The organism is Caulobacter segnis (assembly GCF_019931575.1).
GTDB lineage: Bacteria > Pseudomonadota > Alphaproteobacteria > Caulobacterales > Caulobacteraceae > Caulobacter > Caulobacter segnis_C.
This window is the reverse complement of sequence record NZ_CP082923.1, coordinates 1,171,050-1,195,495: the sequence shown is the minus strand read 5'-3', so window position 1 is coordinate 1,195,495 and position 24,446 is coordinate 1,171,050. Positions and strand designations below refer to the sequence as shown.

At 69.2% G+C, this 24,446-nt stretch carries 18 protein-coding genes; 12 read left to right on the top strand and 6 right to left on the bottom strand.

Annotation, left to right across the window (positions count from 1 at the left end; genetic code table 11):
* Nucleotides 1–264 precede the first annotated feature (264 nt).
* Entirely contained in the window at nucleotides 265–1,188 is a 924-nt protein-coding gene (locus K8940_RS05570; RefSeq protein ID WP_223393591.1) for a hypothetical protein, read from the top strand.
* 147 nt (nucleotides 1,189–1,335) lie between these two features.
* Nucleotides 1,336–3,900, top strand: a complete 2,565-nt coding sequence (locus K8940_RS05565; RefSeq protein ID WP_223393589.1) for a TonB-dependent receptor plug domain-containing protein — start codon at nucleotides 1,336–1,338, stop codon at nucleotides 3,898–3,900.
* 61 nt (nucleotides 3,901–3,961) lie between these two features.
* Here K8940_RS05565 and K8940_RS05560 read toward each other — a convergent pair whose 3' ends face one another.
* Complete coding sequence (locus tag K8940_RS05560) at nucleotides 3,962–5,968, bottom strand: TonB-dependent receptor (RefSeq protein ID WP_223393587.1); 2,007 nt, start codon at nucleotides 5,966–5,968, stop codon at nucleotides 3,962–3,964.
* Between the two features lie 146 nt (nucleotides 5,969–6,114).
* On the opposite strand from K8940_RS05560, the gene K8940_RS05555 reads away from it, so the two are divergent.
* The 4 genes from K8940_RS05555 to K8940_RS05540 all read left to right on the top strand — a co-directional run bounded on the left by K8940_RS05555 (nucleotide 6,115) and on the right by K8940_RS05540 (nucleotide 11,303).
* Nucleotides 6,115–7,350 (top strand): hypothetical protein, encoded by a 1,236-nt coding sequence (locus K8940_RS05555; protein ID WP_223393585.1) that lies wholly within the window; start codon nucleotides 6,115–6,117, stop codon nucleotides 7,348–7,350.
* Between the two features lie 107 nt (nucleotides 7,351–7,457).
* Nucleotides 7,458–8,801 carry an LLM class flavin-dependent oxidoreductase gene (locus K8940_RS05550; RefSeq protein WP_223393583.1) on the top strand — a complete coding sequence of 448 codons (1,344 nt, stop codon included), beginning with the start codon at nucleotides 7,458–7,460 and terminating at the stop codon, nucleotides 8,799–8,801.
* A gap of 445 nt (nucleotides 8,802–9,246) precedes the next feature.
* A complete protein-coding gene (locus K8940_RS05545) occupies nucleotides 9,247–10,821 on the top strand; it encodes a flavin monoamine oxidase family protein (protein WP_317847023.1) in 1,575 nt (524 codons plus the stop codon).
* A 14-nt stretch (nucleotides 10,822–10,835) separates the two neighbouring features.
* Nucleotides 10,836–11,303: a Rid family hydrolase gene (locus K8940_RS05540; protein ID WP_223393578.1), complete on the top strand. Its 468-nt coding sequence runs from the start codon at nucleotides 10,836–10,838 to the stop codon at nucleotides 11,301–11,303.
* Nucleotides 11,304–11,318: 15 nt separating this feature from the next.
* Here K8940_RS05540 and K8940_RS05535 read toward each other — a convergent pair whose 3' ends face one another.
* Complete coding sequence (locus K8940_RS05535) at nucleotides 11,319–12,725, bottom strand: short-chain fatty acyl-CoA regulator family protein (protein WP_223393576.1); 1,407 nt, start codon at nucleotides 12,723–12,725, stop codon at nucleotides 11,319–11,321.
* Between the two features lie 152 nt (nucleotides 12,726–12,877).
* Here K8940_RS05535 and K8940_RS05530 point away from each other — a divergent pair, with 152 nt between their 5' ends.
* From K8940_RS05530 to K8940_RS05505, 6 genes are all read left to right on the top strand, one after another.
* A complete protein-coding gene (locus K8940_RS05530; protein ID WP_223393575.1) occupies nucleotides 12,878–14,410 on the top strand; it encodes an acyl-CoA carboxylase subunit beta in 1,533 nt (510 codons plus the stop codon).
* Between the two features lie 7 nt (nucleotides 14,411–14,417).
* On the top strand, nucleotides 14,418–15,419 hold the full coding sequence (bioB, locus tag K8940_RS05525) for a biotin synthase BioB (protein ID WP_223393574.1): 1,002 nt from the start codon (nucleotides 14,418–14,420) through the stop codon (nucleotides 15,417–15,419).
* Between the two features lie 5 nt (nucleotides 15,420–15,424).
* Nucleotides 15,425–15,703 carry a hypothetical protein gene (locus tag K8940_RS05520; protein WP_223393573.1) on the top strand — a complete coding sequence of 93 codons (279 nt, stop codon included), beginning with the start codon at nucleotides 15,425–15,427 and terminating at the stop codon, nucleotides 15,701–15,703.
* The gene (locus K8940_RS05515; RefSeq protein WP_223393572.1) at nucleotides 15,703–17,700 is read left to right on the top strand and encodes an acetyl/propionyl/methylcrotonyl-CoA carboxylase subunit alpha; all 1,998 of its coding nucleotides are present in this window, start codon (nucleotides 15,703–15,705) and stop codon (nucleotides 17,698–17,700) included. The genes K8940_RS05520 and K8940_RS05515 overlap by 1 nt, the downstream gene beginning before the upstream one ends.
* Nucleotides 17,700–18,116, top strand: coding sequence for a MerR family transcriptional regulator (locus K8940_RS05510; RefSeq protein WP_223393571.1), 417 nt, complete (start codon nucleotides 17,700–17,702; stop codon nucleotides 18,114–18,116). Before K8940_RS05515 ends, K8940_RS05510 begins: the two co-directional genes overlap by 1 nt.
* 113 nt (nucleotides 18,117–18,229) lie before the next feature.
* Entirely contained in the window at nucleotides 18,230–20,557 is a 2,328-nt protein-coding gene (locus K8940_RS05505) for an enoyl-CoA hydratase-related protein (RefSeq protein WP_223393570.1), read from the top strand.
* Here K8940_RS05505 and K8940_RS05500 read toward each other — a convergent pair.
* From K8940_RS05500 to K8940_RS05485, 4 genes are read right to left on the bottom strand one after another with little or no spacing between them, the layout of a single operon-like run.
* Entirely contained in the window at nucleotides 20,554–21,612 is a 1,059-nt protein-coding gene (locus K8940_RS05500) for a phosphotransferase family protein (RefSeq protein ID WP_223393569.1), read from the bottom strand. The genes K8940_RS05505 and K8940_RS05500 overlap by 4 nt on opposite strands.
* On the bottom strand, nucleotides 21,609–22,781 hold the full coding sequence (locus K8940_RS05495) for an acyl-CoA dehydrogenase family protein (RefSeq protein WP_223393568.1): 1,173 nt from the start codon (nucleotides 22,779–22,781) through the stop codon (nucleotides 21,609–21,611). The genes K8940_RS05500 and K8940_RS05495 overlap by 4 nt, the downstream gene beginning before the upstream one ends.
* Nucleotides 22,782–22,792: 11 nt before the next feature.
* Nucleotides 22,793–23,683 (bottom strand): crotonase/enoyl-CoA hydratase family protein, encoded by an 891-nt coding sequence (locus K8940_RS05490; protein ID WP_223393566.1) that lies wholly within the window; start codon nucleotides 23,681–23,683, stop codon nucleotides 22,793–22,795.
* Nucleotides 23,680–24,444: an SDR family NAD(P)-dependent oxidoreductase gene (locus tag K8940_RS05485; RefSeq protein ID WP_223393564.1), complete on the bottom strand. Its 765-nt coding sequence runs from the start codon at nucleotides 24,442–24,444 to the stop codon at nucleotides 23,680–23,682. The genes K8940_RS05490 and K8940_RS05485 overlap by 4 nt, the downstream gene beginning before the upstream one ends.
* Nucleotides 24,445–24,446: the final 2 nt, after the last annotated feature.

The following is a 24,446-nucleotide window of genomic DNA, read 5'->3' as shown; positions in this document are numbered from 1 at the left end:
GCCTCCGCCAGCTGCGTCGCACGTCCACGGCCCCTGCTCCCCGTCAACCGTTACTAATTCCCACTGTAACGGTAGACTTTTATCCTGACAGAGAGTTTTTCTTGCCGGCCTGTTAGCGCGGACGGGCCGCTCCGCATCACCGGGCGGCATATCCATATAACGTCTTGTCGTAAGACCAACGGCGCGCGAGCCGCCATTGATCGCCCCCCAACGACGCGCCCGTTCGGCCGTCGCGTGTTTCTTGCCGCCATGGGGGCTCTTCACATGATCTCTTCGCCCGTATCCCGGCGTCGCGCCGCCTACGCCGCCGTCGCGCTCGGCGCGCTGGCTCTGGCCGCCACGGCCCACGCCCAGACTCCCGCGAAGCCGGTGGTCCCGCCCAGCAGCGACCTGGACGCCTCCAACATCCTGGGCGTCGAGCCGACCGGTCCCTCCCAGCCCACGCCGCGCGGCCTGGACGGCCATCCGGACCTGACCGGTTACTGGAAGCCCATCCGCGTGAAGGGCAAGCCGGGCGGCAATATCGGCAAGGACCAGCCGGGCTTCAAGCTGCCCTTCACCCCGGCCGGCGAAGCGGCGCTGCAGTACAATCTGACCAAGACGGTTGATCCGGAAGCCGTCTGCATCCTGGGCGGCATCCCGCGTCACAACGCTTCGGGTCTGCCCTTCGAGATCCTGCACACGCCCAAGCGCTTGGCGACGCTGTACGTCTACAACACCCATCGCTGGGTGTGGATCGACGGCCGCCAGCCCGATCCCGAGGCCGATCCGCGCTACTTCGGCAACGCCGTGGCCCACTGGGAGGGCGACGAGCTGGTCATCCAGTCGAACAGCTTCAAGGACAGCAAGGACGGCAAGCTCTGGATCGACGAGAACGCCAATCCCCAGAGCGAGAAGACCACCGTCGTCGAACGCTGGACCCGTCCTGACTTCGATCACATCCACCTGGAGATGACGATCACCGATCCGGTCTACTACACGCGCCCGTTCACCTTCAGCCGCACCTGGGTGCACGGCAAGCCGGGCGAAGGCCTGACCGAATACGCCTGCAACGAGAACAATATCGACGCCGGCCATATCGGCCCCGGCCCGGGCCCGATCGGTCCCGACGGCAACCGCGGCGCCGGCTATGACGGCAAGGCCCTGCCGGCCGTCCCGCCGCCGCCGGAATTCTACGACAAGAAGTAATCGGTGAACGCACGGTCGCTCTCCGGCGACCGTGCGCGCTTATTCCAAAATAGACATATCGACGTTTCGAAAAACCATATTTTCGTAATATTGCCAATCATTTGTAGAATGATGCCAATGCGCACCCTGTATTCCGAGGGGTGTTCCATGAAAAACAAAAATTATCTTCGCGCTAACCTTCTAGCTGCCGCCGCCATCTCGAGCGTTCTGGCCCCGCTGGCCGCCCACGCCGCCGAGCCCGCCGTTGCAGACGCCGCCAGCGAGGTCGACCAACTGATCGTGACCGGCAGCCGCGTGAAGCGCACCGTCGAGTCCAGCCCCGCCCCGATCGACGTGCTCTCCAGCGTCGCCCTGGACAAGACCAGCAAGGGCAACCTGCTGGAGTCGCTGAACACGCTCCTTCCCTCCTTCAACTTGCCGAACGTGGCGACGCCCAACGTCGGCAGCATGATCCGCGCCGGCCAGCTGCGCGGCCTCAACCCCAGCCACACCCTGGTGCTTGTCAACGGCAAGCGCCGTCACGGCACGGCCTTCCTCGGCGCTGGCGGCTTCGCGGCCTCGGCCCCGGCCGACCTGTCGCTGATCCCGGGCGGGGCCATCTCGCGCATCGAGGTGCTGCGCGACGGCGCCTCGGCCATCTATGGCTCGGACGCCATCGCCGGCGTCATCAACATCATCACCGACCACAGCGACCAGGGCGGCTCGGTCTCGGCCCGCGTCGGCGAGTACTTCGAAGGCGACGGCCTGACCAAGGTCTTCAAGGCCGACGCCGGCTTCAAGCTGGGCTCCAGGGGCGGCTACCTGCACATCGCCGGCGAGGTCGACGACCAGAAGATCGTCATCCGCAACAGCCCGATCCCGTCGAGCTTCCTGTTCTATTTCCCGCTAAACAGCGCGGGCCAGGAGATCCTGCCCTCGGGCAGCCTGTCCAGCAGCCCCACCCTGCCGGCGGGCGCGACGCCCAACCCGAAGGAAGCGACGCGCGACAACAACGCCTGGATCAACCAGGGCGCCGCGCCCTACCGGCTGGAAGCCCTGACCCTGGACATCGGCGCGCCGGTCAGCGCCAAGGCGCAGGCCTACGGCGTCGTCACCTACGCCCGCCGCACCTCGACCGCGCCGCAGAACTTCCGCCATCCGTCGCGCGACGAGGTGGTCCGCGCCCTCTATCCCAACGGCTTCACGCCGGTCGAGGGGATCAAGGAAGTCGACTACGAGGCCACCGGCGGCCTGCGTGGCGACGACCTGGCCGGCTGGGACTGGGACCTGTCGTCGACCTACGGCCGCGACATCGTCGACGTCTACGTCTTCAACTCGGTCAACCCGACCTATGGCGCGGCCAGCCAGCGCGACTTCCACGTCGGCCAGCACGACTACAGCGCCTGGACGACCAACCTGGACATCAAGCGCCACTTCGATTGGGTCGTGCCCGTGGACCTGTCGTTCGGCGCCGAGCATCGCCGCGAGACGTTCGAGCTGTCGCGCGGCGACGTGCAGTCCTACACCCACGGCGGGGCCAAGATCCTGGACGGCCCGAACGCGGGCAAGACGCTGGGCAATTCGCTGGGTGGCTCGCAGGCCCTGCCCGGCTACCGCCCGGAGGACGAGGTCGACCTCAGCCGCAAGAGCAACGCCGTCTACGCCGGCGCGGCCTTCAACCTGACCCCGGCCTGGCTGGTCGATGTCGCCGGACGCTACGAGGACTATTCCGACTTCGGCAGCACTCGCACCGGCCGGATCACCACCCGCTACGACTTCGCCAAGGGCCTGGCCGTGCGCGGCACGATCAGCAACGGCTTCAACGCCCCGGCCCTGGCGGCCCAGGCCTACAAGAACACTGGCAACCAGAACACCTTCGTCAACCACGTGCTGCAGGTGAACTTGCCCGAGGCCATCGCCCTGGGCGCCAAGCCGCTGAAGCCCGAGACCTCGACCAGCTACAGCCTGGGCGTGGTGTCCTCGCCGCTCTCGTGGCTGAACCTGGCCGTCGACGTCTACCAGATCGACGTCAAGGACCGGATCGCCCAGTCGACGACGATCCGCCAGGACAGCTTCCCGGCCTACGCTGCACAGATCAAGGCGCTGGTCGCCGCCGCCGGCTTCGACGCCAACGATGGCGTCAGCTACTTCATCAACGCCGCCGACTCCCGCACCAAGGGCATCGAGGCGACGGTCGACGCGGTCACCCACACCGACGACTTCGGAACCTTCCGCTGGTCGCTGGCCGTCAACTGCAACAACGCCAAAGTCACCGACATCGCCCCGACCCCGTCGGTGCTGGCGGCCTTCAAGATCCCGGTGTTCAGCGCCGCGGCCCAGACCAACATCCGCTACCAAGCCCCGCTGGGTAAGGAGATCCTGGGCGTCAACTGGACCTACAAGCGCCTTACGGTGAACGTTCGCGAGACCCACTACGGCAAGCTCAAGCGCAACATCACCGTGACCACCCCGGCGACCACCGGCCCGTGGGCCGGCGTCGTGGGCGAGATCCCCTACGACGTGGGCAAGGTGTGGCTGACGGACCTGGACATCGGCTACGATGTCACCGACGCGGTCAATGTGTCGCTCAGCGTCAACAACCTGTTCGACAAGAAGCCGCCCAAGGTTCCGACGCCAGGCCTGGCGGCCTACCAGACCTATTCCTACACCAACAACGGCCCCGTCGGCGTCGCCGGCGGCTTCTATGCCGCGAGCATCCGCTACAAGTGGTGATCATCGGCGCTTGCGCGCTGCGGCTGGACGGGCCTCGCGCCCGTCTGGCCTTTCGGCGTTTCTAGAAGCTGACACGCACCCCCGCCCGGACCATGCGCGGCTCGACGGCGCGGCTGTGAATGTCCTCGACCGGTCCGGCCAGGTCGATCGCCGGCAGGTAGGACTCGTAGTAGTATTCGATGTCCTTCTTCTTCGAGTTCAGGGCGTTGAGCAGCTCGCCGAACACCTCGTAGCGGCCGGGCGTCCAGGCCGCGCGCAGGTTGACGATGGTCGTCGGCTCGGAGCGGATGCTGTTGTCCTCGGTCATTGGGTGACGGCCCATGTGGCGCACCCGCGCGGCCGCGTTCCACTTGTCGAAGATGGCGCTGGCGCCCAGCTCGCCGGCGCTTTCCAGCGCGCCCGGCACGTACTCGGCGCCGGGGCTGTCCTGGAAGCGCGCGTGGCTGGCCGTCCAGACGCCATCCAGGGCCAGCCAGGGCAGCGTCCGCCAGAAGGCCGTGATCTCGTAACCACGCCGGCGGCTGGCGGCCGAGGGCTCCACCGAGCCGGCGTCGCCGACATAGATCAGCTCGCTGTCGACGTTCATCCACCAGTAGTCGGCGGTCAAAACCAGGCCGCCGCGCTCGAAGCGTGCGCCCAGCTCCTTGCCCGTTCCGACCACCAGACCCGGGGCCGGATCGGTCGGCGCGGTGACGCCGCGCGTGTCGTTGGAGTGAAAGCCGCGCCCCCAATTGGCGTAGAGCGCCAGGTTCCTGGCCGCCTCGAACGACACCCCCAGCTTGGGCGAAAGGAGGCTGTCGGTCTCGTGCCCGTCCCAGGCTCCGCCACCCAGGGCGCGGGCCTTGAAGTCATAGGCGTCCGCCCGCGCGCCGGCCAGGATCGACAGGCGCTCGACGGGCTTCCAGGTCGCCTCCGCATAGGCGGCGGCCGAGGCTTCCTTGACCCCGAAGCTCGAGGTCGTCGAGATCCGGCGGCCCGCCACGGTATGATAAAGGCCGACCTGGCTGATGTCGTCGAAACGGCCCTCGGCGCCGACCACCAGCTTCAGCCGGTCGCCGGCCCGCACGGTGCGCTCCACCCGGCCGCCATAGGTGGCCAGCTTTTCGGACTGCTCCAACTCGTCGCCGTAGACCGGATCGTCGAGGAAGAAGGTGAAGTTCGAGATCATCGCCCAGTCGTAGCGCTGGGCGTAGGCGGTCGCCCGCCACTCGGGGCCGTCCAAGCGGACGGTCAGGATCTGGCGGTTGGTGCGGCCGTGCAGGCTGGTGTCCAGCGCGCCATAGGCGTCGGGGACCAACGTGCCGATGACACGCTCGGGGATCTGCTCGGTCGGATTCCAGGTCGCGCGATAGCTGGACAGGCTGACCCGCAGCTTGCCGATCGGAGTGTCCTTGCTGAACTTGCCGAACAGCGACACCGGCCGGAACTTCTCGGGCAGCGCCCAGGGACCATCATAGGTCTTGGCCTCCCCGGCCAGCAGCAGGTCGCCGCCGGCGACGTCCAGCGTCCCGCCGGCCGCCACGCGCCGCCAGTCGTAGGAGCCGGCCTCGACCGCGACGAACGGCGCCTCGAAGCGGTCGACCGTGGTCACCTGCCCCGTGCCCACCAGGGTGAAGTCGCCAGTGTCGGCGCGGTACGGGCCCTTGCGGTAGTCGATGCGCTTGATCAGCTCGGGGATCAGGCCGTTGACGTCCAGATAGCCTTGGCCGTGGCCATGGGTCCGGAAATTCAGCGGCGTGTCGTCGACGTACAGGCCGAAGTCGGTCCCGTGGTCCAGGTTGAAGCCCCGCAAGAAATACTGGTTGGCCTTGCCGCTGCCCGAGTGCTGGGTGGCGATCATGCCAGGCACCGCCTCGATCAGTTCGGCCGTCCGCAGGATCGGGCGCACCGACAGATCCGCCCCCGCCACCGCGCCCTCGCTGGCCGTGGCCGCCGTACCGATACGCTTCTCCGCGCGACCGAAGACGACCACCGCGCTGACGGCGTCGTTGGACTCGGCGGTGGCGACGGCGTCGTCCGACGCGCCGAGGGACAGGACGCCGGCGAGGGCGACGAAAGCCAGGGACATGAACGCTCCGCATCGACCGGCGCGCGCCGGTCCGAACTCAAAAACACGCGTCGCTGCGACGCCCCGCCCAACGAGACGAGACCGATGACCCTGTCAGGTAATTTACCGTTCCGACGCCGTTACACGGCCGTTACAGGCGCCGCCGCATGAGCCCTCAAGCTCTGACCGACGAGATCGCGCGGGTACGCGAAAGCGGTCTGCTGGGCCGTTCCCAGACCCTGTCGCGGTTCTTCGACTTCCTGGTCGCCCAGCCGCCGGAAGCCGCCGCCAAGGAGAGCGAGATCGCACTCAGCGTGTTCGGCCGCGGGGCCTCGTTCTCGACCGACCAGGACGCCGTGGTGCGGGTCTACGCTCACCGCCTGCGCCGCAAGCTGGAGGAATTCCATGACCGCTCGCCAAGCCCGTTCGGCGTGCGCCTCAGCCTGCCGCGCGGCGAGTACCGGATCGCCGCGGACACGATCTCCCAGCCGCCCGGCGCTCCGCCCGAGCGCCCCTCGCGCCGCCTATGGTGGATCGCCGCCGCCGTCGGTGTGGCCCTGGTCGCCGCCCTGACCCTGATCGGCGCCGGACGCGCGGCGGGCGCCGATCCGGCCCGCCAGCAGCCCTGGGCCAGCCTGGCGAGCGATCGCCTGCCCTTGGTGATCGTGGTCGGCGATTACTACCTGTTCGGCGACAGCGGCGAGGGCATGGAGATCCAGCGCCTGGTGCGCGAGTTCTCGATCAACTCGAAGGACGAGCTCTATGCCTACATGATGCGCCATCCGGACATCTCGGGCCGCTACGCCGACCTCGGCCTCACCTATCTGCCGCTGTCGACGGCGACGGCGCTGCAGCACGTCATGCCCCTGCTGCCGCGCGACAAGCCGATGCGCATCGTTCCGGCCTCCAGCTTCTCGCCCGACCTTCTGAAGAGCGCCGACGTGCTCTATCTGGGCCATCTCAGCGGCCTGGGCGTGCTGAAGGAGACCGCCTTCGCCGCCTCGCGCTTTTCGTTCGGCGAGACCTACGACCAGATCATCGACCGCCGCACCGGCCGCCGCTACGAAGGCCAGGCCGGGGCCGACGCGGCGGGCGGGCTGATGTACCGCGACTACGGTTATGTCGCCTCGTTCACGGGCCCGGCCGGCAACCGCATCACCATCATCGCCGGCACGCGCGACGCCTCGGCCCAGGGCGTGTCCGAGGCCGCCACCCAGGTCGACAGCCTGCGCAAGCTGGCCCGCGCCACCGGCCGGGCGGACTCGTTCGAAGCTCTCTACGAAGTGCACGGCAAGGGCGCCGTCGACATCGATACCCGGCTGCTGCTGGCCTCGCCGATCGACACCAGCCGTATCTGGTCGGCCTCCTTGAGCGGCGAGGGCGAGCGCTTCCCGGCCAGCTGAGAGAAATCGAAAGACTTCAGGACGGCCAATAAAGCTCATCAAAAGACGGCATTATTGGTCATCGGAAGATTTCGATAGATGCGGAGCATGATCCCAAGGAGGTCGACTTGACCCAGCCCGCCCCGCGTCAATTGAAACTCGGCGCCATTCTCGCCGGCGTCGGCGCCGATCACGCCGCCTGGCGCGACCCGGCCCTGCCCGGCGACGCCAGCATCGACATCAACTGGTACATCGACAACGCCAGGCTGGCTGAGGCCACCAAGTTCGACCTGGTGTTCATCGTCGACAGCCCGTTCATCACGCCCGACACCGCCCCGCATTTCCTCAACCGCCTGGAGCCGCTGACCCTGCTGTCGGCCCTGGCGGTCTCGACCTCGAAGATCGGCCTCGTCGGCACGCTCACCACCTCGTACTGGGAGCCCTACAACGTCGCGCGCCAGTTCGGCTCGCTGGACCACATCAGCAAGGGCCGCGCCGGGTGGAACGTGGTGACCACGGGCCTGGAAGGCGCGTCGCGGAACTACGGCCGCGACGAGCACTTCGAGCATGGCGCGCGCTATGAGCGGGCCGGCGAGTTCGTCGATGTCGTCCAGGGCCTGTGGGACAGCTACGAGGACGACGCCTTCCCGCGCGACAAGGCCGCCGGCGTCTTCCTGGACAAGTCCAAGCAGCACGCCCTGAACCACAAGGGCAAGCACTTCTCGGTCGCCGGGCCGCTGGCCCTTTCCCGCTCGCCCCAGGGCCAGCCGGTGATCTTCCAGGCCGGCGTCAGCGGCGCGGGCCGGGACCTGGGCGCGCGCATCGCCGAGGGCGTCTTCGCCGGCGTCGACACCTTCGAGGACGCACAGGAATACTATGCCGACCTCAAGGCTCGCACGGTCGCCCAGGGCCGTGACCCGAGCCACATCAGCGTGCTGCCGGGCCTGTTCCCGGTCATCGCCGAGACCGACGAGGAGGCCCGCGCCCTGGCCGAAGCCCAGCGCGGCGAGGTCGGGATCGACAAGCTGCTGGTCCAGCTGGGCCGCGCCTTTGGCTATCACGACTTCAAACAGTACCCGCTGGACGGCCCGTTCCCCGACGTCAGCAACCTCAGCCTCAACGCCTACAAGGGCCACGCCGAGCGGATCGTCCGTGTGTCGCGCGAGCAGAACCTGACCCTGCGCCAGGCGGCCGAACGCTTCGGGACCTGGCGTTCGGACTTCGTCGGCTCGCCCCAGACCATCGCCGACGAGATCCAGCGCTGGTTCGAGGGTCGCGCCGCCGACGGCTTCATCCTGCACGTGACCCGACCGAACGACTTCGCCCTGTTCCGTGAGAAGGTCGTGCCGATCCTACAGGCCAGAGGGCTGTTCCGCACCGAGTACGAACACGACACCCTGCGCGGCCACCTGGGCCTGCCGGTTCCGGAAAACCGCTGGACCAAGGCGCCGGACCAGATCGCGGCGGAATAGACCCGCCGCTCCCAGCGCATCGAACCCGTCACTTCAGGCCGGCCCCTGCGATCGGGACCGGCCTTTTTCTATTTAGTCGACCGGAGATAAAGCCACCGAATACACCTGATCAACGGGGCTAAATCTTCAAAGTCCATGCCGATAACGATCCGGAATATCGTTATTTCCGCCAGCCATGGAACATTCGCGACGTTAACGCGCAAAACGACATCTATTCAAATAGATGCCCGAAAATAGAAAACTCGCCCCGCGCCGACCTGGGATCGCGATCACTTTTTCTGAATACACAAGACGCGCCGGAGCGATCGCAATGCCCTCACGAAGGCGGTCGATCCTGGACGCCTTCGCGATTTGGCAATCCTTCCCGTTTGCGAACTGCGGTCGTCGCCTCGCCGGCGGCGACCGCCCTTTTCCGGGAAGACCTGTTCAGGGGCGTTCGTCAGTCTTGGTTTCCCGCAGATCCCTCCTCTCCCGCGCCGTCGCCCTGGGCGGGTTCGCGGCCGGCTACGCCGCCCTGCAGGGCCTGGGCCTGGCCTCGACCGCCCATGCGCAGGAAGCCCCCGACCTACCCCGCGACCTGGGCAGGGGCCGCTCGTCCATCATCCTGGGCGCCGGGATCGCCGGCTTGGTCGCCGCCTACGAACTGGAGCGCGCCGGCTTTACCGTCACCGTGGTCGAGGCTCGCGAGCGGGTCGGCGGCCGCAATTGGACGATCCGCGGCGGCGACCGCGTCGAGACGCTGGACCGCCCCACCCAGACCGCCGGCTTCTCGCCCGGCCTCTATTTCAACGCCGGCCCCGCGCGCCTGCCCAGCCACCACCAGGGCGTCCTGTCCTACGCCCGGACGCTGGGCGTGCCGCTGGAGGTCGAGGTCAATTCCAGCCGCGGCAGCCTGCTGCAATCGGACAAGGCCTTCGCCGGCCGGCCGATCCAGCAACGCCAGGCGATCAACGACCTGCGCGGCGGCCTCTCCGAACTTCTGGCCAAGGCCACGCGCACGGGCGGCCTCGACCAGGACCTGACGCCTGAGGACAAGGAGCGGCTGCTGGCCTTCCTGAAGACCTATGGCGACCTCGACGCCAACGGCGCCTACAGGGGCTCGGAGCGCTCGGGCTACGTCACCCCGCCCGGCGCGGCCGAGCAGAAGGGCGTGGCCCGCCCGCCCCTGCCGCTGCGCGAGTTGCTGGCCGACGACGTGCTGCCCTATGCCCTTTTCGAGGACAACATCCTGATGCAGGCCACCATGCTGGAGCCGACGGGCGGCATGGACGCCATCCCCAAGGCCCTGGCCAAGGCGCTGAAGGGTCCGCTGCTGCTGGGCGCCGACGTCACCGCCTTCCGTCAGAGCCCGGCCAGCGCCGAGGTCGCGCTCCGCGACCGCCGCACCGGCGCGCCCCGCAAGCTGACCGCCGACTATCTGGTCGTCACCGTGCCGCTGCCGATCCTGGCCAAGGTCCAGAACGACCTGCCCGCCGAGGTGAAGACGGCGATCGCCGGCGCCAAGTACGACAACGCCACCAAGGTCGCCTTCGACGCCCCGCGCTTCTGGGAGGCCGAGCAGATCTATGGCGGCCTGTCGTTCGTCGGCGGCGAGACGGCCCTGGTCTGGTATCCCAGCGGCGGCTTCCACCAGCCGCGCGGCCTGCTGGTCGGCGCCTATACCGTGCTGGCCCCGGCCCGCGCCTTCCAGGCCCGTAGCTTCGAGGAACAGATCGCCCTGTCCCGCGCGGCGGTCGAGAAGCTGCACCCCGGCCACGGCAAGGACCTCACCGCGCCGCTGGTCATCGACTGGAACCGCCAGGCCTTCAACCTCGGCCCCTGGATCCACTGGGAGGGCGACGGCAACGACCCGGCCGCCTATCGCCTGCTGAACCAGCCCCAGGGCCGGATCTTCCTGACCGGCGCCCACCTGTCGCAGCTGCCCAGCTGGCAGGAGGGCGGCGTCGCCGCGGCCCGCCGCACCGTCGCCCTGATCGCCGACCGCGTCCGCGCCGACCGCGTGGCCGCCCCCGCCCACTGACGGAGACATCGTCCATGATCCGCAAGCTCGCCTTCGCCCTGCTGCTGGCCGCCAGCTTCATCGCCACCGGCGTTCGCGCCGAGATCAGGCGCGCCCCGTCGTCGGGTCCGATCGCCATCTCGCCGGCCGTCACCGCGCCGCCGGGCTCGACCCTGGTGTTCCTGAGCGGCGCCCTGCCGACCATCGCCGACAAGGCCGCCCCGGGCGACACCGCCACCCAGAGCCGCTCGGTGCTGTCCAAGCTGGAAGCCGCTCTGAAGGCCGAGGGCCTGGGCTTCGGCGATGTCGTCAAGGCCACCGTCTTCCTGGTCGGCGACCCGGCCAAGGGCGGCGAGATCGACTTCGCCGGCCTCAACGCCGCCTGGAGCGAAGCCTTCGGCACGACCGCCCAGCCCAACAAGCCCGCCCGCAGCACCGTCAAGGTCGCCGGCCTGGTCGCACCCGGCGCCCTGGTCGAGATCGAGTTCATCGCCGCCCACTAGGCCCGGCGACCCCGCTCATTTGAGCGCGAAGGGCACCCAGCGCCGGTCGTTCTCCAGCACCTCGAAGCGGCGATCGACCGGCGGGAACGCCCGCTGCGAGCAGTCCACGCGCTCGCAGATCCGGCAGCTGACGCCGATCGGGGCCGATGGTCCGGCCAGGTCCAGGCCGTCGGCATAGACCAGCTGGTCGGCGTACTGGACCTCACAGCCCAGCCCCAGGGCGTAGCGGCGGTCGGCCTCCAGATAGGCGCCCGAGGACTTCACCACCCCCTTGGCGACGCAGACATAGCGCACCCCGTCGGGCATCTCGGCCAGTTGCACCATCCAGGCGTCGGGGCGGCTGAAGGCGTCGTGGACGTTCCACATCGGACAGGTCCCGCCGAAGCGCGCGAAGTGGAAGCGCGTGGCGCTGTGACGCTTGGTGATGTTGCCGGCCCGATCCAGCCGCACGAAATAGAACGGCACGCCCCGCGCGCCCGGCCGCTGCAAGGTGCTCAGCCGATGGAAGACCTGCTCCAGGCTGGTCTGGAAGATCAGGCTCAGCTGCTCGATGTCGTGACGCACCTGACGCGCGGTCTCGCGAAAGCGGCCATAAGGCAGCAGCAGCGCCCCGGCGGCGTAGTTCAGGAGGCCCGTACGGCAGACCTGGGCGGCGCTCTCGCTCCGGAACGAGGCGGCCTCCAGCTCGGCCTCGACCACCTCGGCCAGGGTCATGGCGGCGATCTGGTAGGCCATCTGGAAGCTGCGGGTCGCGGCCGGCTGCACGGCCCCCAGGGTCAGGACCTTCGCCTCGGGATCGAAGCGGCGCAGCAGATCCAGCTCGCGCGAACGTTCGACCCGCACGCCCAGCCGTTCGGCCAGGCGCCGCTCCAGGGCCGCTTCGCCGCCGCCCTCGCCGATCCCCATCTCGTCGGCCAGAGCCTCGGCCGCGACGTCCAGGGCGTGGATGTAGTTGTCCTTGTAGTGGAAGAAGTCGCGGACCTCCTCGTACGGCAAGAGGGCGCTGGCGGCGACGCGCTCGTCCAGCGACACCGCCTCCTCGGTCTGCTTGAGGCGTTCGTCCAGCTGCCGGTGCGCGCGGTGCAGGGCCAGATAGGCGCGGGCGAAGTGCGGCGCGTTGCTGACCACCTGCTTGATCTCGGAGAGGCCCGGCGCCTCGCCGCCGCTGACTGGGTCGGCGACGGCCTCGCGCAGGTCGGCGATCAGCCGCTGGTCGTCGGCCGCGTCCAGGGCGGCGGCGTCGACCTCGAACACCCGCATGGCGTCGATCAGCACCCGGGCGGTGACCGGCCGCTGATTGGCCTCGATCTGCGAGAGATAGCTGGGCGACAGGCCCAGCCGCGTAGCGCAGGTCTCCAGCGTCCAGCCCCGTCCCTGGCGCAGGCCGCGCAGCCGGGGACCGATAAAAAGCTTCTCACGCATCTTCGCAACTTTGCAATTTCGCAGAAACGACCACCACAGCCTCCCCGCAAACGCCCGAAATCTATGGGTCGCAGTCTGGACGAGTTTCTCAACTTCGCCAAATTGCAATCCGTGGATGGCGTTGCAGTCCACCTTTTTGCAAGGCGCGAGCGGTGCAGCACATTCTGGAGGAACTGGACCGTCGCCGGGCGCAGGCCAAGGCGGGGGGCGGGGTCAAGCGGGTGGAGGCCCAGCACGCCAAGGGCAAGCTGACGGCGCGCGAGCGGATCGACCTGCTGCTGGACGAAGGTTCGTTCGAGGAGTTCGACATGTTCGTCGAGCACCGCTGCGCTGACTTCGGGATGGAGGACCAGAAGGTGCCCGGCGACGGGGTAGTGACCGGCTGGGGCACGATCAACGGCAAGGTGGTCTACGTCTTCTCCAAGGACTTCACGGTGTTTGGCGGCTCGCTGAGCGGGGCTCACGCGGCCAAGATCGTCAAGGTCCAGCGCCAGGCCATGAAGGTCGGGGCGCCGGTGATCGGCCTGTTCGACGCGGGCGGGGCCCGCATCCAGGAGGGCGTCGACAGCCTGGCCGGCTATGCCGACATCTTCCTGGAGAATGTCATGGCCTCGGGCGTGGTGCCGCAGATCAGCGTGATCATGGGCCCCTGCGCTGGCGGCGACGTCTATTCGCCGGCCATGACCGACTTCATCTTCATGGTGAAGGATACGAGCTACATGTTCGTGACCGGTCCTGACGTGGTCAAGACCGTCACCAACGAGGTGGTCACCGCCGAGGAGCTGGGCGGGGCCCGGGTCCACGCGGCCAAGTCGGGCGTGGCCGAGGGAGCGTTCGAGAACGACCTGGAGGCCCTGACCCAGGTGCGCCGCCTCGTGGACTTCCTGCCCTCGTCCAACCGCGAGGCCGCCCCCGAGCGCGAGACCTTCGACGAGGCCTATCGCGAGGAGGCCAGCCTCGACACCTTGATCCCGGCCGACCCGACCAAGCCCTACGACATGAAGGAGCTGATCCTGAAGGTGGTCGACGAGGCCGACTTCTTCGAGATCAGCTCGGAATGGGCCAAGAACATCATCGTCGGCTTCGCGCGGATGGACGGCGAGACGGTGGGGGTGGTGGCCAACCAGCCGCAGGTGCTGGCCGGGGTGCTCGACATCGACAGCAGCCGCAAGGCCGCCCGCTTCGTGCGGTTCTGCGACGCCTTCAACATCCCGATCCTGACCTTCGTCGACGTGCCGGGCTTCATGCCGGGGACCAAGCAGGAGTACGGCGGGCTGATCAAGCACGGGGCCAAGCTCTTGTTCGCCTATGCCGAGGCCACGGTGCCCAAGATCACGGTGATCACCCGCAAGGCCTATGGCGGGGCCTATGACGTGATGAGCTCCAAGCACCTGCGCGGCGACCTCAACTACGCCTGGCCCACGGCCGAGATCGCGGTGATGGGGGCCAAGGGGGCGGTGGAGATCATCTTCCGCCAGGAGGCCAAGGACCCCACCGCCCTGGCCGCCCGCGAGGCCGAGTACAAGGACCGCTTCGCCAACCCCTTCGTCGCCGCCCAGCGCGGCTATATCGACGACGTCATCATGCCCCATGGCACCCGACGTCGCATCGTCCGCGGCCTAAAGTCCCTCAAGGGCAAGGAGCTCTCCAACCCCTGGCGCAAACACGACAACATCCCGCTGTAGGCGACCGATGCGCCCCGCGAACCTCTCCCTCCCCCGCCACGACTGGACGCTTCCCGAGGTGGAGGCCCTGTTCGATCTGCCGTTCATGGAGCTGGTGTTCCAGGCCGCAAGCGTGCACCGGGCGGGGTTCGATCCGTCGGAGGTGCAGCTGTCGCAGCTGCTGTCGGTCAAGACCGGCGGCTGCGCCGAGAACTGCGGCTATTGCAGCCAGAGCGCCCACTTCAAGACCGGCCTCAAGGCCGAGAAGCTGATGGCCGCCGACGACGTGGTGGCCAAGGCCAAGGCCGCCCGCGACGGCGGCGCCCAGCGCTTCTGCATGGGCGCGGCCTGGCGCGAGCTGAAGGACCGCGACCTGCCCAAGCTGACCGAAATGATCGGCGAGGTGAAGGCGCTCGGCCTGGAGACCTGCGCAACCCTGGGCATGCTGACCGCCGACCAGGCCAAGGCCCTGAAGGCCGCCGGCCTCGACTACTACAACCACAACCTCGACACCGGCCCGGACTACTACAAGGACGTGGTCACCACCCGCACCTATCAGGAGCGGCTGGACACCCTGGCCCATGTCCGCGACGCGGGCATGAGCACCTGCTGCGGCGGCATCGTCGGCATGGGCGAGCAGCGCCGCGACCGCGCCGGCCTGCTGCACCAACTGGCCACCCTGCCGGCCCATCCCGACAGCCTGCCGATCAACGGCCTGGTCCCGGTCAGCGGCACCCCGCTGGGCGACAGGATCCTGGCCGACGGCGACAAGCAGATCGACTCGATCGAGTTCGTCCGCACCATCGCCGTGGCCCGCATCGTCTGCCCCAGGTCCATGGTCCGCCTGTCGGCCGGCCGCGAGGGCATGAGCCGCGAACTGCAGGCCCAGTGCTTCATGGCCGGCGCCAATTCCATCTTCGTCGGCGGCAAGCTCCTCACCACCCCGCTGCCCGGCATGGACGAGGACAGCAAGCTGTTCCAGGACCTCGATCTGCGGCCCATGGGTCAGCCCATGAGCCTGGCGGGATAGCGGCCATGGACGACGCTAGCCTCGCCCTGCTGACCGCCGGCTTCGACGGCGCGCCGCCGCCGGAGCGGTCGGACGGCCTGAAGCTGTGGCGCATCGGACGCTGGCTTCGCGGCCAGGGCGCGCGGCGGCCCGACGCCGTCCGCATCGTCAACCTCCGCACGGTGATCGTCGGCCAGCGGATCATTTCCACGGATGAATTTGGCGGCGTGCGGGACCTTTCCGCGACCCGCCGCGAGGCCGGGACGCGACTGGCGTCCCTGGCGTGTTGGGGGCGGCGACGCTGATGTTTTCCAAAATTCTCATCGCCAACCGGGGCGAGATCGCGGTTCGTGTGATCAAGACGTGCCGTCGGCTGGGGATTGCGACGGTGGTGGTGTACTCGGACGCGGACGCCGGGTCCCTGGCGGTGGAGATGGCCGACGAGACGGTGCACATCGGCGCTTCGCCGGCCGCCCAGAGCTATCTGGTCGCCGACAAGATCATCGCCGCCTGCAAGTCGACCGGAGCCCAGGCCGTGCACCCGGGCTTTGGCTTCCTGTCGGAGAACGCGGGCTTTGCCCAGCGCTGCGCCGACGAGGGCATCGTCTTCATCGGCCCCAACCCCGGGGCCATCTCGGCCATGGGCGACAAGATCGAGAGCAAGAAGTTCGCCCAGGCCGCCGGGGTGTCCTGCGTGCCCGGCCACATCGGCGAGATCGCCGACACGGTCGAGGCGGTGCGGATCGCCGAAGAGATCGGCTATCCGGTGATGATCAAGGCCTCGGCCGGCGGCGGCGGCAAGGGCATCCGGGTGGCCTGGAGCCGGCAGGACGTTGAGGAAGGCTTCCCGGCCGTGCGGGCCGAGGCCAAGTCGAGCTTCGGCGACGACCGCATCTTCCTCGAGAAGTTCATCGAGAGCCCGCGCCACATCGAGATCCAGGTGCTGGGCGACAAGTACGGCAACGTCGTCCACCTGTTCGAGCGCGAGTGCTCGATCCAGCGCCGAAACCAGAAGGTCATCGAGGAAGCGCCGTCGCCCCTGCTCGACGAGGCCACCCGCGCGGCCATGGGCGCCCAGGCCGTCGCCTTGGCCAAGGCGGTCAAGTACGACAGCGCCGGCACGGTCGAGTTCGTCGCCGGCCAGGACAAGAGCTTCTTCTTCCTGGAGATGAACACCCGCCTGCAGGTCGAGCACCCGGTCACCGAGCTGATCACCGGCCTTGATCTGGTCGAGCAGATGATCCGCTCGGCCTGGGGCGAGGCGCTCGCCTTCGCGCAGAAGGACCTGAAGATCAACGGCTGGGCCATTGAGAGCCGGATCTACGCCGAGGATCCCTACCGCAAGTTCCTGCCCAGCATCGGGCGCCTGGTCCGCTACGCCCCTCCGGCGGAGGGCCAGCATGAAGGCTACACGGTCCGCAACGACGCCGGGGTCCGCGAGGGCGACGAGATCTCGATGTACTACGACCCGATGATCTCCAAGCTATGCAGCTGGGCCCCGACCCGCCTGGCGGCCATCGACGGCATGGGCCGGGCCCTGGAGGACTTCCACATCGAGGGCCTGGGCCAGAACATCCCGTTCCTGGCCGCGGTGATGGATGAGGATCGCTTCCGGTCTGGCGACCTGGCCACCAGCTACATCAAGGACCAGTTCCCCGACGGCTTCCAGGGGACCGAGCCGACCCATGCGCAGCTGGACATCCTGACCGCCGTCGGCGCGGCCATGCAGCGGGTTTACGCCGCGCGGGCCCGGTCCTCCGCCTCGGGCCTCATGGGCCAGCCGCGCGACGAATGGGTCGTCGCCGTCGGTCACGCCAAGCGCCGGGTCAAGGTCTCGGGCGAGAACGGCGAGGTCACGGTCGATCTGCTCGACGCGGACCGCGCCCTGACCCTGAGCGACATCGCCTGGCGGCCGGGCCAGCCGGTGTTCCGGGCCCGGCTGGATGGCCAGGCCTTCACCGTCCAGGTCGCTCCAGCCGCCGAGGGCTTCACCATCCGCCACCGCGCCGCCAAGGCCCGGGTGCTGGTGCTGACCCCGCGCAGCGCCGAGCTGCACGACAAGCTGCCCGCCCGGCAGGCCGCCGACACCTCCAAGCTGGTGCTCTCGCCCATGCCGGGCCTCGTCGTCTCCATGGACGTCGCCCCCGGCCAACAGGTCCGCGAGGGCGAGGTCGTCTGCGTCCTCGAGGCCATGAAGATGCAGAACATCATCCGCGCCGAGCGCGACGGCGCCGTCAAAGCCGTCAACGCCAAGCCCGGCGACCCCGTCGCCGCCGACGAAGTCCTCGTGGAGTTCACCTGATGAATCACGCCGTCTTCCCCCTTCGCGCCCCCGTCCGCCTGGTCTCGATCGGAGACCTGGCACGCCAGCTGGGCGTCACCCCCCGCGCCCTGCGCCACTATCAGGACCGGGGTCTGGTCCGATCCCACCGGCTGAGCGGCAACGTCCGAGGCTACGACGCCGAGGCCGTCGAGCAGCTGGAGACGATCACCGCCCTGCGCGCCGTCGGCCTGCCGATCTCGGCCATCCGCCAGGTCCTGGAGCTGCGCGACCGCCCCGAGGCCCAGGCCGACGCCCTGCGCGAGGCGCTGGCGGCCGTCCTGCGGACCAGGCGCGACCAGATCGCCCGGCTGGAGGAGATGCTGGAGGAGACTTCGGCCCCGACCTCGACCCGCGCCCTGGCCTCGGTCGTGGCGGCCGGCAAGAGCTTCGCCTGACCCAGCGTCATCCACAGAAAACCCTCGCCTGGGTTTAGCCGATCGATTAAATGATATTCAAACGATCGTAAGAGCGACCGCCCGACAGAGGCGGCGAGACGAAGGGAGGCCCCATGCGAGACCCTCATCTGGTTCCGGTGATCATCGGCGTCGGCGAGGCCGTCGACCGTCCCGAAAGCCCCGCCCAGGCCCTGGAGCCGGTCGCCCTGATGGCCCAGGCCCTGCAGGCGGCCGAGGCGGACGCAGGCGGCGGCGCGGTGCTCTCGCGCCTGGACTCGCTGGACCTGGTGGGCCTGGTCTCATGGCGCTACGCCGACCCGGTCGGACTGCTGGCCGACAAGCTGGGCATCGCCCCCGCCCGCAAGACCAACGCCAGCATGGGCGGCGAGACGCCGATCCGCCTGATCCACGACGCCGCCGTCGCCATCGCCCGGGGCGAGCAGCAGGCGGCCGCCATCGTCGGCGGCGAAGCCACTCACAGCGCTGCGCGCGCCCAGCGTGACAAGGTCATGCCGCCCTGGACGCCGATCGCCTCGCGCGAGGAGGCCGTGCGCTTCCCGTCCAGTCGCTTCGCCATGAGCCCGCCGGCGACGGACCTGGGGATGCACGACCCGGCTCAGGTCTATCCGTTCTACGAGATGGCCGCCCAGCACGCCTGGGGCCAGACGCCGGCGCAGGGACAGGCGGAGTCGGCCGCCCTGTGGGCTCGTTACGCCGAGGTGGCGGCGACCAATTCCAACGCCTGGATCAAGACCGCCCCGGACGCGGCGACGATCGCGACGGTCACCGCCGACAACCGGCTGATTAACTGGCCCTATCCCAAGCTGATGGTCGCCAATCCGCAGGTGAACCAGGCCGCCGCCATCCTGGTCGTCAGCCTGGCCCTGGCCCGCGAGCTGGGTGTTCCCGGGGACAGGATCGTCCACATCTGGGGCGGGGCCGCCGCGCGCGAGCCCGAGGACTATCTGCTGCGCGACGCCTACACCCATTCGACCGCCCAGCAGGTCGTGCTGGAGGACGCCGCCGCCCAGGCTGGCGGGGCCGACCGGTTCGCGCACATGGAGCTCTACAGCTGCTTCCCCGTGGTGCCGAAGCTGGCCTTGCGGACGCTGGGGCTGGAGGACAGCGACATCGCCCCGACGGTGACCGGCGGCCTGACCTTCTTCGGGGCGCCGCTGAACAACTACATGGGCCACGCCGCCGTCGCGATGGTGAAGCGGCTGCGCGAGCATCCGGGGGACCTGGGTCTGCTCTACGGCCAGGGCGGATACGTCAACAAGCATCACGCCCTGATCGTCGGGACCGAACCCCCGCCGCACGACCTGGCCCAGGACTATTCCGTGCAGGATAAGGCCGACGTCCTGCGCGGCCCGGTCCCGCCGCTGGTCGCGCGCCACGACGGGCCGGCGACCATCGAGACCTACACCGTCCGTTTCGGTCGCGACGGCGCGCCGCTGGACGGGATCATCATTGGCCGCACCCAGGCCGGCGAGCGCCTAATGGCCCGCGTCGCGCCGGACGATGCGGCGTCCATGGACCTGCTGCTATCGACCGAGCGCTCGGCGATCGGGGCCGAGGGCCACACCCGCGTCGATCCGTTCGGCAAGCTGACCTGGGAAGCCGGCGAAAAGCGAAAGCTCTCGGACCGCCCTCGCCGGTTCAGCAAGGTCGAGCGGGAGGGTCCGCTGACCATCGTCACCATCGACCGGCCCGATGTGATGAATTCGCTGCATCCGGCCGCCAACGCCGAGCTGGCCGAGATCTTCGACGACTTCGCCGCCGATCCCGACCAGTGGGTGGCGATCATCACCGGCGCCGGCGATAGGGCCTTCTCGGCCGGCAACGACCTGAAGTTCACCGCCGAGGCCATGGCCAAGGGCCAGCCGATCGATCCGCCGGTCACCGGTTTCGCGGGACTGACGGCGCGCTTCGACCTGGACAAGCCGGTGATCGCCGCCGTCAACGGCCTGGCCATGGGCGGCGGGTTCGAGATCGCCCTGGCCTGCGACCTGATCGTGGCCTCGGAGGAAGCGGTCTTCGCCCTGCCCGAGCCCAAGGTGGGCCTGGCCGCCCTGGCCGGCGGCCTGCACCGCCTGCCGCGCCTGATCGGGCTGAAGCGGGCCATGGGCATGATCCTGACCGGTCGCCGCGTCGCCGCCTGCGAGGGCGTCGAGCTGGGCTTCGTCAACGAGGTCGCCCCGGCCGGCGAGGTCATGACTGTCGCCCGCCGCTGGGCCCAGGACATCCTGGCCAACAGTCCGATGTCGATCCGCGCTTCCAAGCAAACGGTAAACAAGGGCCTGGACGAGCCGACCCTGGCCGACGCCTACCGCAACCAGTCGGCCTATCCGGCGGTCAAGGCGCTGTTCCGCTCGGCCGACGTGCGGGAGGGCCCGCTGGCCTTCGCCCAGAAGCGGCCGCCAAAGTGGACGGGGCGCTAGCCCCGCCCCTTCTCCCAGTCCTCAGCCACCTGGCGCGCCGTGGCCGCCAGCGTGTCCATGTGCGCCACCATGCCGGCGGCGTCGGCCGAGGACGCGTTGCCGCGGATCATCCGGCCCTTGATGCCGTGGATGATCGCCGCCAGCCGGAAGAGGTTGAAGGCGACATGGACCTCTAGGTCGGCGATCTGTTCCCGGCCCGTGCGGCGCAGATAGGCGGCGACATAGGCGGCCTCGTCCGGATAGCCCAGCGCCGCCAGGTCCCGGCCCGCCAGCCCCCAGCGCATGGCGGCCGGGGCGCGGTACATCAACAGGTTATAGGCGAAGTCGACGACCGGATGGCCCAGGGTCGACAGCTCCCAGTCCAGCACGGCCACGACCTCGGGACGCTCGGGATGGAAGATCATGTTGTCGATGCGGAAGTCGCCGTGGACGACGCTGGTCGCCTCGTCGCTTGGCGCGTGGGCCGGCAGCCAGTCGACCAGGAAGTCCATGTCGGCCGTGCGGCCCGCCAGGTCGTCCTCGCGGTACTGGCGCGACCATCGCTCGATCTGGCGACGGAGATAGCCGTCTGGCCGTCCGTAGTCGGCAAGCCCGATGGCGACCGGGTCCAGACCGTGCAGTTGGGCCAGGGTCGCGTTCATGGCGTCCAGGTGGGCGGCCTTGGCCTCGCGCGCCACGCCCGGAAAGTCGCCGTCCCAGAAGATCCGCCCCTCGACCAGGTCCATGACGTAGAACCATGAGCCGATGACGCTGTCGTCCTGGCACAGGGCGTGGACACGCGGCGCGGGGAAGCCCGCCCCCTCCAGGGCCCGCATGACCCGCGCCTCGCGATCGACGGCGTGGGCGCCCTTCAGCAGCTGCCCCGGTGGCTTGCGGCGCATGACATAGGCGCGCTTTGGCGTCGTGAGGCGGAAGGTCGGGTTGGACTGGCCGCCGGCGAACTGCTCGACGCTAATCGGGCCGGAGAAACCCTCGACGTTCTCCGCCATCCAGCGCTCCAGCGCGGCCGTGTCGAAGCGGGCATTGTCGCGCACCGCGACGGTGGCGCCGCTCATGCCTTGGAGCCCGCCGCGTCGCGCTTGATCTTCTTGGCCAGGCTCCATTTGTGGACCTCAGTCGGGCCGTCATAGATGCGGAAGGCGCGGACCTCGCGGAACACCTGCTCGACGATGGTGTCGCCGGTCACGCCCGTGCCGCCCATCACCTGGACGCAGCGGTCGGCGATGGCCATCAGCGCCTCGCTGACGGCGACCTTGGCCATAGAGCTTTCGGTGGTCCCCAGCGAGCCACCGTCCAGCACATCGGCGCACCAGTCGATCATCAGCTCGGCCTGCTTCAGCGCGATCAGGTTCTCGGCCAGCATGAAGCCGACGCCCTCGTGGTCGATCAGCGGCTTGCCGAAGGCGTGGCGCTTCACGGCGTAGGCGGTGGCGATCTCCTGGGCGCGCGTGCAGGCCCCCAGCCAGCGCATGCAGTGGGTCAGGCGCGCCGGGGCCAGGCGCATCTGGGCCAGCTTGAAGCCCTCGCCCGGCTGGCCCAGCACCTGGTCGGCCGAGACCCGCAAGCCCTCGATCGCCACCACGGCGTGGCCGCCGGGCATGGAGCTGTCGATGGTGTCCAGCACGCGCTCGATGCGGATGGCCGGGTCCGGCAGGTCAACCAGGAACAGCGTCGCGCCGACATCCGCCTTGGCCATGACGATGCCGACCTTCGCGCCCTCGGCGCCGGTGATGAAGGCCTTGCGGCCGTCGACGACCCAGTGGTTGCCGTCCTGCCGGGCCGTGGTCATCAGCATCGACGGGTCCGAGCCCGCCCCGCCCTCGGCCGCCGGCTCGGTCATGAAGAAGGCCGAGCGCGCCTCGCCCGCGACCAGCGGATCCAGGAACCGCGTCCGCTGCTCGGCCGAGGCGACCTTGCCCAGCAGGTACATGTTGCCCTCGTCCGGCGCGGCGACGTTCACCGCCTGCGGGCCCAGGGTCGACAGACCGGCGGCGCGCAGCACCTGGGCCGTCTCGCGGTGCGAGAGGTGCGAGCCGTCCGGCAGGATATGCGGCGTCAGCACGCCCGCCGCCTTGGCCTTGCCGCGCAGCTCGGCGATCAGCTCGTCCGAGGGCCCGTGGGCGCCGCGCCGGGGATCCTTCTCGTAGGGGACCACGACCTCGCGCACAAAGGCCTCGACCTTGGCGGCGATCGCCGCGCCCCTGGCCGCGTCATGGGTGCTCATCGTCGAAATCCTCAGGCGTAATGGGGCTCTTCCCACCAGGGGAAGAAGTCGGGCAGGTCGGTCGAGACGCGGTCGGGGAACACGGCCGGACGCTTCTCCAGGAAGGCGCCCACGCCCTCGGCCACGTCGGCGCTGCGGCCCCGCGACAGGATCCCCCGGCTGTCGACCTGATGGGCCCGCATCGGGTGCTCCATGCCCAGGCCCCGCCACATCATCTGGCGGATCAGGGCCACGGACACCGGCGCGGTGTTGTCGGCGTACTGGCGCGCGAGAGCGCGAGCGGCGGGCAGCAGCTGGTCCGGCGACAGCACGGCCTTGACCAGTCCGCCCTCCAGGGCCTCGGCCGCGTCGAACACCCGGCCGCTGTAGCACCAGTCCAGGGCTTGGGAGACGCCGACGATGCGCGGCAGGAACCAGGACGAGGCCGCCTCGGGCACGATGCCGCGGCGGGCGAAGACGAAGCCGAACCGCGCCGCCTCGCTGGCCAGGCGGACGTCCATGGCCAGGGTCATGGTCGAGCCAATGCCGACGGCCGGGCCGTTAATCGCGGCGATCACGGGCTTCAGCAGATTGTAGAGCCGCAGGGTCAGCCGGCCGCCGCCGTCCCGCGCGCCCTCGGCGGCGTAGTTCAACGTCCCATCCGGCCGGACGATCGGTTCGTCGCTCTCGAAGACGAAGGCGTCGGCGCCCGCCGACAGGTCGGCCCCGGCGCAGAAGGCGCGGCCATCGCCCGTGACGATCAGGGCCCGCACCTCATCATCGGCGTCGACGCGGTCCAGCACGTCGAGCATCTCGTCCATCATCCGGACGGTGAAGGCGTTCAGCTTGTCGGGCCGCGACAGGGTCAGGGTCGCGACGCCGTCCTCGACCGCGTAGCGCAGGGTCTCGTAAGGGCCGCTCACAGCGACTGGCCGTCGTCGATGGTGAAGTCCGCGCCGGTGACGCCCTTGCTCTCGTCCGACAGCAGGTAGATCAGCATCGGATCCAGGGCGTCCTCGTCCAGGATCCGACGGCGCGGCCACTTGCTCATCTGCTTGTGGCCGCCCTCGGTCTCGAACCAGTCGCCGGCCAGTTCGGACTTGATGTAGCCGGGGCACAGGTTGTTGACGTTGGGACCCTGCCGCGCCCACTCGCGAGCCAGGTGGCGGCCCATGTGGCTGACGGCGGCCTTGGAGGCGCTGTAGGCCGTGACACCGGGCGTGACCATCTTGGCCGTGATCGACGAGACGATCACGATCCGACCGCGCTCGGCGACGCCCGACGCGCGCATACGTTTCGCGCCCTCGCGGGCGGTCAGGAACACGCCGCGGACATTGACCGCGAACACCTGGTCGAAGTCCTCGACCGCGATCTCCGTCGCCAGGCCCTCGACCTGGATGCCCGCGTTGGCCACCACCCCATCGACCGGCCCGAAGGCGGTCTCGGCGGCGTCGTAGGCGGCGATGGTCGAGGCCTCGTCGGCGACGTCCAGCGCCACGGCCAGGGCCTTGCCGCCCGCCGCCACGATCTCGTCGCGCAGGGTCTGCAGCCGGTCGACGCGACGCGCGCCGATCACCACCGCCGCGCCCTCGGCGGCGACGATGCGAGCGAAGCGCGCGCCGATCCCCGAGGAGGCGCCGGTGATCAGCACCGTGCGGCCGGCCAGTCGCTGGGTCTTGCTCATGT

Excerpts from the sequence above, each read along its gene's own strand:
- K8940_RS05570 (WP_223393591.1), top strand. The coding sequence starts at position 265 with ATGATCTCTTCGCCCGTATCCCGGCGTCGCGCCGCCTACGCCGCCGTC.
- K8940_RS05565 (WP_223393589.1), top strand. The coding sequence starts at position 1,336 with ATGAAAAACAAAAATTATCTTCGCGCTAACCTTCTAGCTGCCGCCGCC.
- K8940_RS05560 (WP_223393587.1), bottom strand. The coding sequence starts at position 5,968 with ATGTCCCTGGCTTTCGTCGCCCTCGCCGGCGTCCTGTCCCTCGGCGCG.
- K8940_RS05555 (WP_223393585.1), top strand. The coding sequence starts at position 6,115 with ATGAGCCCTCAAGCTCTGACCGACGAGATCGCGCGGGTACGCGAAAGC.
- K8940_RS05540 (WP_223393578.1), top strand. The coding sequence starts at position 10,836 with ATGATCCGCAAGCTCGCCTTCGCCCTGCTGCTGGCCGCCAGCTTCATC.
- K8940_RS05535 (WP_223393576.1), bottom strand. The coding sequence starts at position 12,725 with ATGCGTGAGAAGCTTTTTATCGGTCCCCGGCTGCGCGGCCTGCGCCAG.
- bioB (WP_223393574.1), top strand. The coding sequence starts at position 14,418 with ATGCGCCCCGCGAACCTCTCCCTCCCCCGCCACGACTGGACGCTTCCC.
- K8940_RS05520 (WP_223393573.1), top strand. The coding sequence starts at position 15,425 with ATGGACGACGCTAGCCTCGCCCTGCTGACCGCCGGCTTCGACGGCGCG.
- K8940_RS05515 (WP_223393572.1), top strand. The coding sequence starts at position 15,703 with ATGTTTTCCAAAATTCTCATCGCCAACCGGGGCGAGATCGCGGTTCGT.
- K8940_RS05510 (WP_223393571.1), top strand. The coding sequence starts at position 17,700 with ATGAATCACGCCGTCTTCCCCCTTCGCGCCCCCGTCCGCCTGGTCTCG.
- K8940_RS05505 (WP_223393570.1), top strand. The coding sequence starts at position 18,230 with ATGCGAGACCCTCATCTGGTTCCGGTGATCATCGGCGTCGGCGAGGCC.
- K8940_RS05500 (WP_223393569.1), bottom strand. The coding sequence starts at position 21,612 with ATGAGCGGCGCCACCGTCGCGGTGCGCGACAATGCCCGCTTCGACACG.
- K8940_RS05495 (WP_223393568.1), bottom strand. The coding sequence starts at position 22,781 with ATGAGCACCCATGACGCGGCCAGGGGCGCGGCGATCGCCGCCAAGGTC.
- K8940_RS05485 (WP_223393564.1), bottom strand. The coding sequence starts at position 24,444 with ATGAGCAAGACCCAGCGACTGGCCGGCCGCACGGTGCTGATCACCGGC.